Here is a 17,628-nt window from a genome sequence, read left to right as displayed (position 1 = left end):
CATTTCTTAAAATATTTTAGAATAAGGCTGATCTGCCTTTCTATCATTGGCAAATGCCTTCTAGCATACAAATATCATGAAAATAAAAAAGACAGCTATTGAGAGTCTCATATGCTAATCAATAGCCGTCTTTTAAATTTTATCGCTATAGCACAAACTTCGTCAAGCAAAACTCTTAAGAACTGCGGTTAAATATATAAGATACATGTTCCGATTCCCTCAATGATCAGCTCTTCCTTTATCTCTTTCGGCTGTTCGCGAAAACCTGACGGATCACACAGAAGGCGATAGGTTTTCCCGGCAGGCAGCATCATCTCGGCTTTATCCGGGCTGGAATGGTGGACGATAATGATCTCTTTCCATTCATCCATCGCTTCCAAATCAAAGAGTCTGTATGCTATAAGATGCCCTCTTACTTCCAAAAAATCAAGGTGGCGGACAACCTCTGCTGCCCTCTTCAACCTGAATGCGGGATGAGCTTTTCTTATTTCAATCAGCCTGCGGACATACTCGACATCCTCCCGGAATTCTGAACGTCGCGTCCAATCAAGCCGGTTGACCGAGTCTCCGGATTGATAGCTGTTTTCATCTCCTTGCTTTGTCCTGAAAAATTCCTGTCCGCTATGGATAAACGGAATTCCTTGTGCCAGCAGCACAACAGCAGTCGCAAGCTTCTGCCTGCTTCTTTTGACGCTGTCTGTTTCATGGGGGAGCGCGTACTGCATTTTGTCCCAAAAGGTATGATTGTCATGTGACTCGACATAGTTAACGGACTGGCTTGGTTCCTGCACAATCGGGTCTGTTTCCTTCCAGCCGGCAGAACCTGTGATTCCGTGGATGACCGCATCAATCTGATCACCATTGCCGAGCGCAAAACCCGCCGCATCGTGCTGAAAGGTGCTTCCTTTTACGGCATCGCGAAACGAGTCATTGAAAAAACCGATACCCGGTAATTGAAAAGCGTTCGCTAATGTTGCTTTTTTGTCATCGCTTATAGGTGTGTCAAGATTCCAGCCCTCCCCAAACAGCAGAATTCCCGGTTTTACCGCTAAGGCCCGTTCTCTAATCTGGCGGACTGTCTCAATATCAAGAATCCCCATCAAATCAAATCGAAAACCGTCCGCGTCATATTCCTTCAGCCAATGAATAACACAATCAATGATATACTTTCTCGCCATCAGCCTTTCGGAAGCAATGTCATTGCCGACGCCGGTTCCGTTGGACGGCATGCCATCAGCATCATGGCGGAAAAAATAGCCCGGCACTGTTTTTTCAAAGGGCGAATGCTCCCGTTTATAGACATGGTTGTACACTACGTCTAAAATCACTTGCAGACCGTTTTGATGAAGAGTTCGAATCAATTTCTTCAATTCAGATATTCTTACCTGCGGGTTATAAGGGTCAGAAGAGTAGCTCCCCTCAGGGGCGAAAAAATGCAGGGGATTATATCCCCAGTTATAAGCGGCAAGCGGATTCTTTTCATCCACTCCGGCAAAATCGTTCACAGGGAGGAGTTCAATGTGGGTCACGCCAAGTTCTTTCAAGTAAGACAGCCCGGCAGAAACACCTTCCCGTGTTTTGGCATCTGTTTCCGTCATCGCCAGGTACTGCCCCTTTTTTTTCATACCGCTGTTTTCATGAATCGAAAAATCACGAATATGCAATTCATAGATCACTGCATCAGCCGGATTCAAAAACGGAATGCCCTGAGAAGTGATGTGCGGTTTTTCAGGACGCAATACTACGCCTTTTTCTCCATTGATCGTTACTGCTTTTGCATAAGGATCGACGGTTTCCGTCCACTCTAAATTGTTGCAAATACGGTACATATATTCGTATCCGTGCAGATCACCGTCTACAAGGGCGGCGAATACTCCATGATCTTGCCTGGTCATTTGAAGCACGAGTCCTTTTTGTTCCGGATGAGCCAGCTTGACGGCCGCTGCCGTCGCTGTCGGAGCCCATACCTTAAACACTGTACGGCTGGGGGTGTAATCCGTTCCCAGCGCCCCGTCAAAATAAAACTGGCTGTCAAACGCTTCGGTTCGTATTACCGCGCCAATTTGCAGGTCTGTTTTGTCCCCGCCTGATGCTCTGATATAGTGGGTTTTCCCAAGAGAAACCTGATGCTCAGACACCAGTATATACTTGTATTTTCCGTCTATATGACACTCCGTCCGGACAGAAAGTGAAACATCACCGGCTTCTGTCTCAAGGACAAAAGGGAGTGTGTACTTCTCCTTTTTGCCGGATGGAATGAGCACTGTAATAACATCCATTTCATCCAAATACGCTTCGAACTTTCGGTTGAGGCATACCATCGGAAGCTCTCTCCTTCAGAAAACATTTATGATTTTAACCGCAGAGGAGCAGGACACGGTTTCAGCTCAACCGGAGTTGTCCCGATCAGCTCTCCGTCGGCATGAAACGGAATTTTGTCTCTTGTGTTCAAGGCAATCTCTTGCGCTTTGAATATCGTCACGCCTTTCATATTCACATGCTTGCCAAAGTTCATCGCAAATAATAGCCAATATTTTTTTACGAACGAAAGATTTTCAACGATGACAATATCAAATGCCTGTTCACGGGGATTTGCCAGTGGCGCCGCCTTCATGCCTCCTCCGTAAAACGGGTGGTTCGAAACGATGGCAAACCATACGTTGTGAAATTCACGCTCTTCTCCCTCTGCCGTACAGGATAGTGAAAACGGCTTATAGGTGACAGAAGCGTGCAAATAAGAAAGCGGATACACAAGAAACCCGAGGCGGAGCAATGTCAATGCCCGCCTAAAAGGAAATTCCATTGCTTTTTTGGTCACATGCGCATCAAATCCGATGCCGATGTGATTCAGAAAGTAAAGAGTCTGCGCCTTTTCATGGGGAAATCTCATACTGCCTAATTGAAAGGTTCGGGTCAGCGGGCGCTTCTGTTTTTTGATTTCATGAAGCAGATCCGACTTTTTGATAGAAAACCCTTTTGAAAAATCATTATACGCGCCGGCCGGAACAAAACTCAGCTCCACATTTTTAACATGTGTAAGCCCGTTTACCGCTTCATGCATCGTCCCGTCCCCGCCGATGACAATCAGCCGTTTCAGCTTATGTTCCTGCATCGTTGAAATCTGTCTGGCCAGCACCTCGGCGTGGCCCGGATATTCCGTCATAAAGGAGCGGTGTTCTATCTTTCGTTTGATTAATTCCTTTTGGACAGCCTTCCATACACGCAGCCCGCTCCGATGTCCCGCTGCCGGGTTAATAATAAAAAACCATTGGCTCATTGCTATATCTCACCTGCTTATTTTATGAGAAAACCGTCCGGGACGTGCCGCTTTAGTCGAGCCACTCTTTTCTCCGATAAGAATCAGACAGGCAAAATGACAAGAGAGCCTTCGCAGCCTTCATCTGATGATGTTTAATCGGCGCCGTGTTTTTTTGCTGCTTTTGCATCCACTCTTCCGCGCTCCGTTTATCTATTATTTTTAATCCGTACGGCGGTTCGGGATAGTCAATGTAAGACGTTTTAGTAAGCAGCAGTTTCTGCACCGGAATGTCGGCCTGTTTTTCCTTTAACAGCTGGGAAACGACTGAGCCCGTACGAAACAAACTGATCCCCGGATTCAATACAGATGCTGTATCGGCGGCGGTTTTCTTTTCCCAAAAACGATTTTTTGATCCTATATACACGCTGTCTTCCTCCGCTTGCAAGTAAACCAAGCAGAATACTTCAAGAGGAGAAATGATGATGATGCTTAATTCAACTGCCGCCTGATGAATCTGGAGGACCGGCTCATACATGATAAAGTATGAATCGGGCAGCTGCTGAGCCAGCTCACGCAAAATGCCGTTATGTTTCACTTTGTTTGAAAGGTTTGACATCTCTGAAAGCGTGGAACTCGCCCATTTCAATTGAAAGTCGTACAAATGGTTTTTAAAAAAAGAAGCGAGCTCTGATCTGTCAGACGGGAGATTTCCAAACACGCCGCCATCCTCCTCCAATTCATCAAACCAGTGATGCCTCTCATAATGTATATCGGATGTTACTTCTTCTTTTTTTCTTTTTAAGAAAAAATGTTTTCGCTTTGACGCAGGTTCTTCTTCCGCTTTTGACATTTGGCTTTCTTTTTCGTTTTGCTGCTCGTCAGCTGCTTCCAAAAGCGATTTCCAGCGTTCTTTTTTTAATCGGATAAACTGATTCATGTAATGATAAGGGTCCAATTCATATCTTGATATATAATCATGAATTTTTATAATCTGTGCCATTCTGTTTCTCCACTCCGCTTTGATTAAGTTGATAGATGAAATTGAGCGATTTCCTCGTATTTCGGCGATCGGTTCAGATGGGTCTGAAATAAGGAAAACCGTTCTGTAAAGCTTGTCACTTCGCCTCTTTTAAACGGAACATGAGATGGGAAGCCCCCGGTTCCGTCCCATTTTCTTGCCAGTGTAAGGTGCGGGCGGAAGGCTCTCTTTTCCACCTGAAAGCCGGCCTGAAGCACAGCTTCTTTTGTTCGCTCACGGAGCGCTGCAAGGCGGTCATTTTCCTTCGGTTCCAAATGTAAAACCCGCGGCTGTCTGCGGTCGCCAAACACGTCAATGTTCCCAAATTGTACAGAAAACGTTTCTGTTTCTTCAGCAATAGCCTGAAGCGATCCCTTAAGCTGATGAAGCTGGCTGTCTTCTGCCGCACCGAGAAAGATTAAAGTGATATGGTAATCAAGGGGGTGCACCCATTTCTTAAACGTAAAAGCCGGTTCATGTTTAGCAGCCTCGAAGATCGGATTCGCAATTTCAGGTGAAATCGGAATGCCGATGAAATAATGCGGCCGTGTGTCTGACATGTCTGTCGCTCCCTTCTTCTATGGCTATTATTTTATCATAAAGAACAGGCGCCGATGAGAGAATCATGCCCGTAAAACGCTCTCGCCGCCGCACTTATATATGTTAGGATATTATGTACAGATTGTTTTATTCAGAAAGGAATGACAATATTGAAAATCGTTGAAAACACGTCTGATCTCATTGGCGATACACCCCTTGTAAAACTGAACCGGCTTCAGCCTGAAAATGCTGCGCAAATCTATTTAAAGCTTGAATCTTTTAATCCGAGCGGAAGTGTAAAAGACAGAGCCGCTTACAATATGATTATTGAAGCCGAAAAAAACGGCGAGCTGAAACCCGGATCGGTTATTATTGAGCCAACAAGCGGAAATACTGGAATCGGCCTTGCCATGAATGCGGCGGCCCGAGGCTACAAAGCGATTTTGGTGATGCCGGATACGATGACGAAGGAACGCATTAATCTCCTTAAAGCGTATGGAGCCGAAGTCGTGTTGACACCGGGAGCAGAACGGATGCCCGGCAGCATAAAAAAAGCAAAGGAGCTTGCCGAAAGCATTCCTAACAGCTATGTTCCCATGCAATTTGATAACAGCGCAAATCCTGATGCACACCGTAAAACGACCGCTCTTGAAATTGCCCGGGCAATAACTGAACTCGGCAAACCTTTAGGTGCCTTCGTTGCGACATCGGGAACGGGCGGAACCATCACAGGAACCGGCGAGGCATTAAAAGAATTGTATCCGAATATGACCGTGCATGTCGTAGAGCCGGCGGGCTCCCCCGTTTTGTCCGGCGGTAAGCCCGGCGCTCACAAACTTGTCGGCACAAGCCCTGGATTCATACCAGACATTTTAAATCAGCAGGTTTATGATGAAATTTTAAAAATCACCGATGAGGACGCCTATACCACCACAAGACGTTTAGCAGCTGAGGAAGGAATACTTGTCGGCCCCTCATCAGGCGCTGCCTGCTTCGCAGCCATCGAAACAGCAAAACGCCTCTCCCCTGATCTGGCTGTCGTGTGCATGACCGCAGATACGGGCGAGCGGTATTTATCGACTGATTTATGGTCTTTTGAATCATGATGAAAAGGGATGCCTGCAAAGCATCCCTTTCTTTATGAAGAAGCGGAAGACGTAACCGCTAAAAAAGACCGCCCTCAAATAGAGTTCGGTCCTTGTATAAAGATCCTGCCATAAAAAACTGATCTTAAAAACTTATTTTGCCAATTCGTAAATCGCCTGCGCATATAAAGCCGTTGCTCTCAGCAAATCATCAATTTCAATGTATTCATCCTTTTGATGAGCGCTGTCGGGACGCCCTGGGAACAAAGGCCCGAAAGCAACACCCGCTTGCAAGGATCTGGCGTACGTCCCTCCGCCGATTGAAATTAAATCCGCTTTTTGCCCCACTTGGCCTTCATACACGGCCTGAAGGGTTTTTACTAATGGATGATCCGCTGATACATGATGCGGCTTGCTGTCTTTGAATTCTCCAAGCTGGAATGTACCGTTGTTTTCAAAAGCTTCTCTTATTGTCTTGCTTTCTGCCGTTACAGGGTAGCGAATATTGATGCCAAGTTCCCCGCCCTCTGCTTTTTCATAACGGAACGTTCCGACATTTAACGTCAGTTCGCCGCTAATTTCATCCTCACAGGCTATGTTCAGCTTTTTGCCCCGTGTGTCGTCGGAGAATGACTCCGTAATAGCATGGATAAAATGGCGCCCTGCATCATCAAGCTCAATATGCTGTAAAAATTCAGCCAGCTTAATTCCGGCATTCACACCGTTATTCGGCTCCATTGCGTGGCAGGATTGGCCAAACATGCGCAAGACCACCCGGTTTTCCTCAACAGACACTTCACCTTTGCCATCCGTATCCTTCAGCATTTGCTCAAAAGATTTGAGAATGTCCTCTTTTCCGGACCCTTCGATCACAGCTTCTGCTGCGTCAGGCACCATATTTAGACGAAGGCCTGATTGAAAAGAAGCAAGCACCGATTCCGCAGATGAATCAAGAGTAGGCGGCAAAATACGTAAAGATGCATCAATAATTCCTTTTTCGGCATTAATAATAGGAAAATCGGCATCAGGCGCAAAGCCGGCAGTCGGCATATCCTCGTGCTTAAAATAATGCTCCACACAGCGCCAATCGCTTTCTTCATCCGTTCCGATGATGATTCTGACACGCTTGGACAGCGGAAGCTGCATATCCTTGACAATCTTTAAAGCGTAGAACGCGGCCATTGTCGGCCCCTTATCATCAATCGCGCCTCTCGCATAGATGCGACCGTCCCGGATATCGGCGGAAAAAGGATCGCTTGTCCAGCCGTCTCCGGGCGGCACGACGTCAACATGGCAGAGAACGCCGACGATCTCCTCGCCTTGCCCCCATTCAATATGTCCGGCATACCCGTCCACATTTTTAGTCGTGAACCCCTCTTTCTCACCAAGCGATAGCAATGAAGTGAGGCATTCATTTACCCCTTTTCCAAATGGCATGCCTGCGGCGGCTGTTTGTTCATCCATCACACTGTTGATTTGTAAAAATTTCTGCGTATCCCTTATTAAATCCTCTTTTTTCCTAATAACTTCGACTTCCCAGTTCATAACAATCCCCTCTCGTCAAAATATGACTTGCAAAAACCTAATAAAACGAATAATATTAATGGTGTTTTGTTAAAACGTTCGTAATTGGAGGATATTATGTTTCATCTAAAAGAGCATCAAACTTCAGTAAAAAAAGAAATCATGGCCGGGATGACCACTTTTTTCACCATGGTATATATCGTTGTGGTAAACCCGATCATTTTATCTGATGCAGGCATTCCGTTTGACCAGGTCTTTACCGCGACGATTATTGCCTCCATTGTCGGAACTCTGTGGATGGCCCTTGCAGCGAATTTCCCGATTGCCATCGCTCCCGGAATGGGCATGAACGCTTATCTGGCGTACCATGTCGTAGGCTCCAGCGGCGGCAGCATCACATACGCGACAGCCTTCAGCGCTGTATTTATAGCCGGAGTTCTCTTCATTATTTTATCGTTAACTCCTTTAAGAAAACAACTCATAGAAGCGATTCCGGATAATTTAAAATACGGCATCACGACAGGCATCGGTTTGTTTATCGCCTTTATCGGCTTGCGCCAGGCCGGAATCATCGCGGCGGATAAATCCAATTTAGTTACGCTCGGCAACCTTCATTCGCCTGGGGTTATTTTAACGCTGATCGGCCTTTTTATCAGTATTATCCTGATGGTGCTTAATGTAAACGGCGCCTTATTTATCGGGATGATCGCCACCGCTCTGATCGCGTTCTTTACCGGACAGCTGCACTTTACGGAAGGATTTATCTCATTTCCGCACTTGCCGGAAGGCCTCGTCATTTCGAATCCGTTTGCCGCCTTCGGTGACGTCATTCATCACGGTCTGTACGCAGTCGTGTTCTCTTTTCTGTTAGTGACGATTTTTGATACAACAGGCACGATGATCGGTGTGGCTGAGCAAGCAGGACTCATGAAAAACGGACAGCTTCCGAATGCGAGAAGAGCTTTATTGGCTGACTCCACCGCTACTACAGTAGGAGCGGCCTTCGGTACCAGCCCGACCACCGCATTTATCGAATCATCCGCAGGGGTTGCTGTCGGAGGAAGAACCGGTCTGACATCACTGACCGTTGCTGTATTGTTTGCCGCTTCAATGTTTTTCAGTCCGCTCGTCAGCGTCTTATCCGGAATTTCAGCGATCACTTCTCCGGCATTAATTATCGTCGGAAGCCTGATGATGGGCGCTGTGTCCAACATCCGCTGGGGCGAGCTTGATGAAGCCTTTCCGGCATTTCTTGTTATCTTGGCTATGCCGCTTACGTCAAGCATCTCGACAGGAATCGCACTCGGATTTATTTCTTATCCGTTAGTCAAGGCTGCGAAAAGAAAGTGGAAAGACATTCATCCCCTGGTGATAATCTTTGCTGTCCTCTTCTTTATCCAGCTGTTCATTTTGGAAAGCCATTAAAAAACAATCCCTCTCGTTTCGCGAGAGGGATTTTGCATATACAAAAAGATAAAACCGATTCTAAAAGACACAGGGAATTTGGAGCGAGCTGATGGAGCTTGCTCTGGCATTAATTTCTGTTCTAATTGCCTCTTTCCTCGCTCCGTTTGCCCCGATCCCCGGACATGGCTCGCAAAGAAACACTGGAAAGTACCTTTTTGCGATCGGCATAACCCGACCATCAATCACCGTAATGAACATTTCTCTCGATCCGCTCACCTCCTGAACGACTTAGAATATGATAGATAAAAAAAGTTTCTATAATCATAATAAACGTGCGCCAACACACATAATAATGCTAAAAAGATGAATATGGCTCTTGATAAATGGAAAAAATTGATTGATACTTATCCCTAGATTCACAATAGCAATATCGTGTATAATAAAGGCGAAATAAATTAGAGAGACAAATTGTCTGCCTTTGTTGCTTATTCGTTCGCAGTTTTAGTCGTGAGTTGTGGTTAGTCAAGTCCATCCGATCTTATGATAGGGAGTGGTTTTTTGAAGCCTTCAACAAACCGTATGCTAACTCGAATCAAATCAGTTTATATGTTCATCCAAGAAAAAGGCCTTGTGACGACACAAGAACTGGTTGACGAATTCGGCATTACACCCAGAACAATCCAGCGTGACTTAAATGTGTTAGCATATAATGATCTTGTTCAAAGTCCTAGCCGAGGCAAGTGGGAGACAACGAGAAAGAAAGTAAAGATTACTTCATAAGCGCAAAATTACATAGGGCTGTCTGTGTTGGGCAGTCCAATAGAAATAAGGCAAAGGGATATTCCCTTTGCCATGTTGTTGTGCGGTCAAATTGCACATATGCGGGCGTTTTATGTCTGCGTGTCATTCAGCCCGTTAAGCTCTTCTTCTGTCAGCTCCCGATACTCTCCAGGCTCCAATGAAGGGTCCAGTAAGAGGCCACCCATTGATAGCCGTTTTAAAAATATGACCTCATTTCCGACGGCCTTCGCCATTTGCTTCACTTGATGATATTTTCCTTCTGTGATCGTCAGGCGGATTTCTGTATGTTCCTCACTATTTGCGATAGTTTCTACCTTAGCGGGCTTTGTCTTATATCCGCCCTCTATGAAGACGCCCGATTCGAGATTAGCAATATCCTCTTCTGACAGCCCGGACCTCAAATGCACTTCATACGTTTTAGGTACATGCTTTTTCGGCGATAAAAGCCGATGGGCCAGCTGGCCGTCATTTGTCAGCAGCAGCAATCCGACTGTATCTTTATCAAGTCGTCCCGCCGGAAACGGCTCGAAACGCATATCATCCGGCGCCAGCAAATCAATAACCGTCTTTTGCCGGCTGTCCTCTGTGGCAGAAAGCACGCCCTGAGGCTTATTCATCATTAAATAAATAAATTCCCGATATTCAATTGGTTCCCCATAAACGGTGACTTCATGCTCTGAGGGATCGACATGTGTTTTTACATCTTTAGCCTGCTTTCCGTCAATGCTGACGGCACCCGCTTTAACGATTTTTTTCACTTCTTTTCTTGATCCGATGCCGCTATTGGCAAGCAGCTTGTCAAGCCTCATATCATTCTCTCCTTTATATAAAAGTAAAGCCCGCATTTTGCGGGCATTTGATGCAAACTTGTTATTCAGAAGAATGTCTTCCTTTCTTTAAAAACCCCGGCAGCCGGCGTCCGAACATTTTCTCCAAAAATCCTAAACGGTAAGCTCCGTACATATAGACAGCTCCGCCGATGACGGCAGCGACAAAGACAACAAAGGCTGATTGCATCTGGCCATTTTCATATGAGATAAACAGGCTCAAAATCCACTCGGTGATTTTCACAGCGATCCCCATGACGGCGGACAGAATGAAAATCAAAATGGCGCGCTTGAGTAAAATCTTATATGAGTACCCCGCATGGCGTCGGATCATGATAAATCCGTACAAAAGCGAGACGGAGTAGCCAAGCGCAGTCGCCAAGATGGCTCCGTTGCCCTGAAACAATTTGATAAGCGGCACGTTCAGCAGCACTTTGACAATGACACCCAGCACGAGGCTGACAACGGCGAATTTTTGCTTATTAATGCCTTGCAGAATAGCAGCATTGACGGTAAACAAAGAAAACAATATGGCAACCGGCGCATACCAGAACAAGATGCCTTGTCCGATTTCAGGATGAAGGCTTTCAGAACCGTAAAAGAACGTATATGCCGGACCTGATAAAAACGACATCCCGATGACCGCGGGAACCACTAAAAACAGGATAATCTGCATTGTCTGGTTAATCTGCTGGTTCAACAGCTTAAAATTCCTGTTCGTAAATGATTCCGTAATGGTCGGAATCAAGGTCAGCCCAAATGCAGTAGCCAAGGAAACAGGAATCATGACAAGCTTTGGCACATACAGTGTGACAATCGCAAGCATGTCCTGGCTTATATCCTTATAGCCCGCTTCAATCATCGCTTTATTAAACGTATTCGTATCAATATAAGAATAAAGCGGAATCGCCAAGCCTACAAAAACATAAGGAGCGGCATAGCTGAAAAGCTCGAGAAACATTTTCTTATAGCTTAAATCGGCGGTCGGGCCTGTATTCGGCTGCATGGCCAGCAAATCGCCTTTTCGTTTATTCCAATAATAATAAAGCACAATCAATCCGCCAAACGCACCGATCAGTGCGGCGAACGTTGCATAGCCGACTGCAATGACAAGGCCGCCGTCAATGACTTTTAAAACGATATAGGTTGCGCTCAATAGAAAAATAATGCGCGCAAGCTGCTCAACCACTTGTGAGACAGCCGTCGGACCCATCATCTGGTGCCCTTGAAAAAATCCCCTCACAAGACTCATAATCGGCACAACTAACAGCGCCAAGCTGACCATGCGGATGACATATACCACGTGATCAACCGTCAACCCATTATTATCCGCGCCTCCAAGGGAGATTTTTGCGAAAAATGGAGCAGACAGATACAGGATAAAAAAGGCAATCATTCCGGTGACAAGCATGACTGACATGCCGGCCTTCAGCATCTTCCTGCTTGTTTCATAATCACCCTTTGAATTGTATTTCGAGACAAATCTGGACACCGCCGCCGGAAATCCCATGGTAGCGATGTTTAAAAAAATTGTATATTGATTATATCCGTATTGAAATAAGGCACCGCCTGTTGCTCCGACCATCGCGCCGAAAGGAATTAAATAAATCATACCTAATATCCGCGATATGTAAGTTCCGAGTGTTAACACAAACGTGCCTCTTAACAGTTTGCTTGACATGTTTCTTCATCACCATTTTCTACGAAGATTCAACTTTTCTATTTTAACACAAGTGGTCATTTTTACGGTAATAAATACAAAACAGAATCTCTTCATAGCCACAGTTTGGATAAAAGACGTTTAAGGCAAACGCTTCTTTCGCTATAATAGAAGCGTATGGAGTTTTTTCTCCTGCCGACCTATATGTGAAAAGAAAGTTGTTGATGAACTATGAAGCAATATGACGTAATCGTGATTGGCGGCGGACCATCAGGCCTGATGGCTGCGATTGCAGCGGGTGAACAGGGCGCCAGTGTTTTATTAATAGATAAAGGAAATAAATTAGGACGCAAGCTCGCCATTTCCGGAGGCGGCCGCTGCAATGTGACGAACCGCCTTCCCGTAGAAGAGCTGATCAAGCATATTCCCGGCAATGGGCGTTTTTTATACAGCGCCTTTTCGGAATTTAACAATGAGGATATTATTGCGTTTTTTGAAAAACTCGGAATTCAGTTAAAAGAAGAAGACCACGGGCGGATGTTCCCTGTTACAGACAAAGCACAAAGCGTGGTGGACGCACTTTTAGACCGGCTGAAACAGCTCGGTGTCACCATCCGCACAAATGAAAAAATCAAAACTGTCAGCTATGAAAACGGCCGGGCGGCGGGCATTATCACAAACAATGATGAGGTGATTCACGCCCGGGCAGTTATTATCGCTGTCGGAGGAAAAAGCGTTCCCCATACCGGGAGTACGGGAGACGGCTACGCCTGGGCAGAAGCTGCGGGGCATACCATTACCGAGCTGTTTCCGACAGAAGTGCCGGTCACTTCCGCCGAACCGTTTATTAAACAAAAAATATTGCAGGGCTTATCTCTCAGAGATGTCGGCGTCAGCGTGCTGAACAAAAGAGGCAAGCCGGTCGTCACCCACGTGATGGACATGCTGTTTACCCATTTCGGCTTGTCAGGCCCGGCCATTCTCAGATGCAGCCAATTTGTTGTTAAAGAGCTGAGAAAACAGCCCGAGGTTCCACTGCGCATTGACCTTTACCCTCATATAAACGAAGAAGAGCTGTTTCAAAAGATGCACAGGGAACTGAAGGAGGCTCCGAAAAAAGCAATCAAAAATGTCTTGAAGCCGTGGATGCAGGAGCGGTATTTGCTCTTTTTGCTTGAAAAGAACAGCATAGATCCTCAGATTTCATTTTCTGAACTGTCGAAAGAGAACTTCAGAGCCTTTATAAAAGACTGTAAGCAGTTTACTGTGACCGCCAACGGAACCCTCTCCATCGACAAAGCCTTTGTAACGGGCGGAGGTGTATCTGTAAAGGAAATTGATCCAAAGAAACTGGCTTCAAAAAAAATGGACGGGCTGTATTTTTGCGGAGAAATATTGGATATTCACGGATATACGGGAGGATACAATATCACGTCAGCTCTTGTCACTGGACGGCTCGCAGGGGTTAACGCCGGACGTTTCGCCAAAGAAAACGCTTAGGACACTTACCCTTTGAGAATGAATTTTGCAGCATAGATGTCTTGAAGAATTGCTGAAGTAATGGTAGGGTGGAATCGTTTTGTTTCACCTGATCATGGGGTATTGTGAGGAAAGAATGGTTTTTGGCTGCATGACTTATACTAGACTTACAAGTAAAAGTAAAATAAATGTCAGAGGGTGAGGATAATTTGAATAAAAATATTTCGAGTGTTTTTTGGATTGTGATTGCTATCACAGCAGCAGCAGTGCTGTGGGGAGTGATCGCTCCAGAAAACCTGCAAAATGTGTCAGAAACGGCACAAACCTTTATTACAAATTCATTTGGCTGGTATTATTTATTAGTTGTTTCTATTTTCGTCGGATTTTGTCTCTTTTTAATATTCAGCCCGATCGGCAAAATCAAACTGGGCAAACAGGACGAAAAGCCGGAATTCAATCTGCTGTCTTGGTTTGCAATGCTGTTTAGCGCCGGTATGGGAATTGGACTAGTTTTTTACGGTGCGGCTGAACCGATCAGCCATTTTGCAATCAGCTCTCCATCAGGTGAAACAGGAAGCCCTCAAGCTTTCCGGGATTCACTCCGGTATACGTTTTTCCACTGGGGGCTGCACGCATGGGCTATCTACGCGGTTGTTGCGCTGTGTATTGCTTACTTTCAATTTCGCAAAGATGCGCCCGGTCTGATCAGCAGCACGCTGTACCCTATTTTAGGCGAAAAGGTAAACGGGCCGATTGGAAAAACCATTGACTGTATCGCCGTTTTTGCCACAGTAGCGGGGGTAGCTACAAGCTTGGGCATCGGGGCGACCCAAATTAACGGCGGATTGAATTATTTATTCGACATTCCGATTAATTTCACCGTTCAATTGATTTTGATCTGTGTTGTAACTGTACTCTTTTTAGCTTCATCATGGAGCGGTTTAGGAAAAGGCATTAAATATTTGAGCAATATGAATATGATTTTGGCAGGGCTGCTAATGGTGTTTATGCTGATTGTCGGTCCTACCATTTTGATTATGAACTCACTTACCGATTCTATCGGACAGTACATCTCAAATATTGTTCAGATGAGCTTCAGATTATCGCCGAATGATCCGGGAAAACGCGAATGGATCAATAACTGGACGATTTTCTATTGGGCTTGGTGGATTTCCTGGTCTCCATTTGTCGGCATATTCATCGCCCGAGTTTCAAGAGGCCGGACGATCCGTGAGTTTTTAATAGGTGTTTTGGTAGCGCCTTGTATTCTTGCTTTTCTTTGGTTCTCTATCTTTGGCGTATCTGCTATAGATCTCGAACAGACCGGTGCGTTTCACATCGCCGGCCTTACGACAGAAAATATGCTGTTCGGCACGCTTGACAATTATCCGCTCACAATGGTTACGTCCATTCTGGCGCTTGTGTTAATTGCCGTTTTCTTTATTACATCAGCCGACTCGGCAACATTTGTGTTAGGCATGCAGACGACGTATGGTTCTTTAAATCCGTCAAACTCTGTGAAGCTAAGCTGGGGCATCATTCAATCTGCAATGGCGGCCGTTCTTTTGTATTCCGGAGGGCTCAGCGCTCTGCAAAATACAGCGATACTTGCTGCCCTGCCCTTCTCAATTGTTATCCTTCTCATGATTGCGGCCTTGTACAAAGCATTGTCAACGGAACGCAAAGATATAAAAAAAGCTGAGAAATATCAAAAACCGAGAAGCCCTCGTGTAAAAAAAGCATAGGTTGAACAAAATGATCTTTCCGCGACTTCAGCGGAAAGATCATTTTATTTTCGATATAAAATTAAAGCCGAAAAACAATACAGCTGCTCGCCTTCAGGATCGCACGCCGCAGACACGGTGTATTTAATATCAACCAGCTGTTCTTCCGAAATGCCCTTTAAAAACGAATTGATCTCCGTTTGCAAATCTTTTTCATGCTCCTCATCAAACACAGCTACCTTTAACATCACTCGCTCTCCTTTCCCTATCAATCTATTCCGGACGGAACAGGGTTATGATAGAGAAAAAAACTCTTTATCCGTGTTCAGCTCTGTCAGAAGGATAGAAAGCGGGAACGGCCGGTTTTCTCTTCTCCTTTTTTTCATCTTGCCGCTCTGTGTTCTGCAAAACAATATAAGCAATCCGCATGTGGAAGAAGCTGAGAAGGCTGACGCTGAAAAAAGGAATAATACCCGGCAGATAAGCCAGAAGCACAAACGCGGCGATCGTTAAAGCAAGCATGACCAGCGTATATTGTAAATACGCGACACTAAGCAAAAGAGAAAATTTGAAATACAGGCGTTTTTTCCAGTTGAAATGAGCAAGCAGCGGGAAGATATATAAAAGCATCGAAATAAACAAAAAGCCGAAGATATAAATAGCGAAGCGCAAGACATGCAAAAAGAAATGATCAGGATAGATAAAAGCCAGATCAATATAAATAACCAGTCCGACACTAGCCAGCACGGCACCGATGAGATTCGACCGGATAAACTCGGCTTTATATTCTCGGTGAAACGTCTGCCAGACAGCTACGTGCTCTCGGCCTTGAATCCATTTTCTCATCACAGCGAATAATGCGGCAGTCGCCGGCATAAAACCGAAGATGCCAAGCCCAAGTACGGTGAAGACCAGCCAAAGGAAGTTTGTATAGGCAAATCTCATGACCCACTCGCATATTTGCAGCACTCTGCCCATGGAACCATCATACTCCATTCCCTTCCCTCCTTTCATTAAGCGTTTTGCATATGGAAAAGCCCCTTGATGGTGATCGGTTTCTTTTCCGCGACAGACCGCCATATTCCTTCACCGACTGCGATTGAATAAGCTCCTGCCTCAGCCCCCGCCAAAATGTCATACGGACGCAGCGGATCTTTTCCTAAAAAGATGTCCTCCAGCAAAAGCGGATCTCCTCCGCCGTGCCCTCCGTCGTTTTTGACCACTTGAATCGTTTGCTTAGACTCAAAAAGCGGGTAATATTCGATCGTCTGCTCGGGAAAGCTGAACGGAATTCTGGAAGGCTCGTGGAATTCGTTCGTTTCAATCCTTCCTTTCGTGCCGTTTATCGTAAGGCGGTACCCCTCATACGGAGCGGAAAAAGTGACAGAGTAGCTCAAAAGCGCACCGCCGTCATATTTTACAGCGGCCACATACGTATCCTCGATATCAATTTCTTCATCAAAAATACACGCGTCCGGCCTATATTTGGTATACAGCAGAGATTGATCTGCGGATGAATCGATATGATCATCCTTCACCGCCGCGTTTTGTGAGCGGGGATGCCACCTTGAGTAATATTGGCATTTCTCCCTGACGCTGCACGTTCCGCAAAATCGGCCGTCCTCTCCCCGCAGCGGATTCCATTCGCTTTTTGAACCGAAATAATATAAATTCCCGTAGGCAAACACTTCCTCCGGCTGCTGGTCCAGCCACCAGTTCACCAGATCAAAATGATGCGTTGATTTGTGAACCGAAAGGCCGCCTGAATACTGCCTTGATCGGTTCCAGCGCTTAAAATAGCTGGCGCCGTGATACGTGTCAATATACCAATTCAAATCAACTGATGTAATTCTCCCTAATTTCCCTTCCAAAATCAGCTCTTTGATCTTGCGGTGGTACGGGCTGTACCGGTAATTAAAAGCGACGGTGACCTTTCCTTTGCTTTTGGCTTCAGCCGCAAGCACCCGCTTCGCATCATGCACAGTGGTGACCATCGGTTTTTCCGTAATGACATCCTTATCCCATTGAAGCGTTCTGATAATATACCTGACGTGGGTGTCATCTCTTCCCGTCACAATGACCGCGTCCGGATTTGACCGCCTCATCATGTCGTCAAACTCCTCTTCTTTAAATACAGAAACCTGTTCAAGCTCCGGGAACCTCTCCTTGCAAACGGCAAACCTTTTCGGATCGGCATCAAGCAAGCCGGTAATCTGATAGCCGGATGAAAAATTTGTGAGTAAAGGCTTAATAAACATGCTGAATGCCCTGCTGCTCAACCCGCAAATGGCAATTTTCTTCAAT

General features: G+C 45.7%; 15 protein-coding genes. 5 read left to right on the top strand and 10 right to left on the bottom strand.

The annotated features are described in order from the left end of the window. Positions 1–188 precede the first annotated feature (188 nt). The 4 genes from pulA to thpR are packed head-to-tail and all read right to left on the bottom strand — an operon-like array spanning position 189 to position 4,837. Entirely contained in the window at positions 189–2,321 is a 2,133-nt protein-coding gene (gene pulA, locus GXP75_RS10770) for a type I pullulanase (protein ID WP_242556796.1), read from the bottom strand. Between the two features lie 26 nt (positions 2,322–2,347). Continuing rightward, positions 2,348–3,277 (bottom strand): YegS/Rv2252/BmrU family lipid kinase, encoded by a 930-nt coding sequence (locus GXP75_RS10765; protein WP_150224858.1) that lies wholly within the window; start codon positions 3,275–3,277, stop codon positions 2,348–2,350. A gap of 52 nt (positions 3,278–3,329) precedes the next feature. Further along, positions 3,330–4,259 (bottom strand): hypothetical protein, encoded by a 930-nt coding sequence (locus tag GXP75_RS10760; protein WP_242556795.1) that lies wholly within the window; start codon positions 4,257–4,259, stop codon positions 3,330–3,332. Between the two features lie 23 nt (positions 4,260–4,282). Then, positions 4,283–4,837: an RNA 2',3'-cyclic phosphodiesterase gene (gene thpR, locus GXP75_RS10755; protein ID WP_242556794.1), complete on the bottom strand. Its 555-nt coding sequence runs from the start codon at positions 4,835–4,837 to the stop codon at positions 4,283–4,285. 147 nt (positions 4,838–4,984) lie between these two features. Between thpR and cysK the strand changes: the two genes are divergently transcribed. After that, a complete protein-coding gene (gene cysK, locus GXP75_RS10750; protein WP_242557143.1) occupies positions 4,985–5,923 on the top strand; it encodes a cysteine synthase A in 939 nt (312 codons plus the stop codon). Positions 5,924–6,055: 132 nt separating this feature from the next. Here cysK and pepV read toward each other — a convergent pair whose 3' ends face one another. Then, positions 6,056–7,447 carry a dipeptidase PepV gene (gene pepV / locus GXP75_RS10745; protein WP_242556793.1) on the bottom strand — a complete coding sequence of 464 codons (1,392 nt, stop codon included), beginning with the start codon at positions 7,445–7,447 and terminating at the stop codon, positions 6,056–6,058. A gap of 96 nt (positions 7,448–7,543) precedes the next feature. Between pepV and GXP75_RS10740 the strand changes: the two genes are divergently transcribed. Together GXP75_RS10740 and GXP75_RS10735 are read left to right on the top strand one after the other, a co-directional pair. Next, entirely contained in the window at positions 7,544–8,851 is a 1,308-nt protein-coding gene (locus GXP75_RS10740; RefSeq protein ID WP_003325010.1) for an NCS2 family permease, read from the top strand. A gap of 540 nt (positions 8,852–9,391) precedes the next feature. Then, positions 9,392–9,613: a DeoR family transcriptional regulator gene (locus GXP75_RS10735; RefSeq protein WP_003325009.1), complete on the top strand. Its 222-nt coding sequence runs from the start codon at positions 9,392–9,394 to the stop codon at positions 9,611–9,613. A 110-nt stretch (positions 9,614–9,723) separates the two neighbouring features. On the opposite strand, the gene GXP75_RS10730 is transcribed toward GXP75_RS10735, so the two are convergent. Both GXP75_RS10730 and GXP75_RS10725 read right to left on the bottom strand, forming a co-directional pair. Beyond that, positions 9,724–10,443 carry a pseudouridine synthase gene (locus tag GXP75_RS10730; RefSeq protein WP_061571868.1) on the bottom strand — a complete coding sequence of 240 codons (720 nt, stop codon included), beginning with the start codon at positions 10,441–10,443 and terminating at the stop codon, positions 9,724–9,726. A 61-nt stretch (positions 10,444–10,504) separates the two neighbouring features. After that, positions 10,505–12,142, bottom strand: a complete 1,638-nt coding sequence (locus tag GXP75_RS10725) for a putative polysaccharide biosynthesis protein (protein ID WP_003325006.1) — start codon at positions 12,140–12,142, stop codon at positions 10,505–10,507. A gap of 210 nt (positions 12,143–12,352) precedes the next feature. Here GXP75_RS10725 and GXP75_RS10720 point away from each other — a divergent pair, with 210 nt between their 5' ends. Further along, a complete protein-coding gene (locus GXP75_RS10720) occupies positions 12,353–13,621 on the top strand; it encodes a BaiN/RdsA family NAD(P)/FAD-dependent oxidoreductase (protein WP_242556792.1) in 1,269 nt (422 codons plus the stop codon). A gap of 188 nt (positions 13,622–13,809) precedes the next feature. Further along, complete coding sequence (opuD, locus tag GXP75_RS10715; protein WP_242556791.1) at positions 13,810–15,345, top strand: glycine betaine transporter OpuD; 1,536 nt, start codon at positions 13,810–13,812, stop codon at positions 15,343–15,345. Positions 15,346–15,389: 44 nt separating this feature from the next. Here the strand turns inward: opuD and GXP75_RS10710 are convergent, their stop codons facing one another. The 3 genes from GXP75_RS10710 to GXP75_RS10700 form a co-directional block, all read right to left on the bottom strand. Beyond that, complete coding sequence (locus GXP75_RS10710) at positions 15,390–15,572, bottom strand: sporulation protein Cse60 (RefSeq protein WP_003325003.1); 183 nt, start codon at positions 15,570–15,572, stop codon at positions 15,390–15,392. 67 nt (positions 15,573–15,639) lie between these two features. Then, the gene (locus tag GXP75_RS10705; RefSeq protein ID WP_242556790.1) at positions 15,640–16,320 is read right to left on the bottom strand and encodes a YesL family protein; all 681 of its coding nucleotides are present in this window, start codon (positions 16,318–16,320) and stop codon (positions 15,640–15,642) included. A 17-nt stretch (positions 16,321–16,337) separates the two neighbouring features. Next, positions 16,338–17,627: a Gfo/Idh/MocA family protein gene (locus GXP75_RS10700; protein ID WP_242556789.1), complete on the bottom strand. Its 1,290-nt coding sequence runs from the start codon at positions 17,625–17,627 to the stop codon at positions 16,338–16,340. Position 17,628: the final 1 nt, after the last annotated feature.

Source organism: Bacillus sp. HU-1818 (genome assembly GCF_022695965.1).
Lineage (GTDB): Bacteria > Bacillota > Bacilli > Bacillales > Bacillaceae > Bacillus > Bacillus atrophaeus.
Note: the sequence above shows the minus strand (reverse complement) of the source record. Positions and strands in the feature narration are given on the sequence as shown.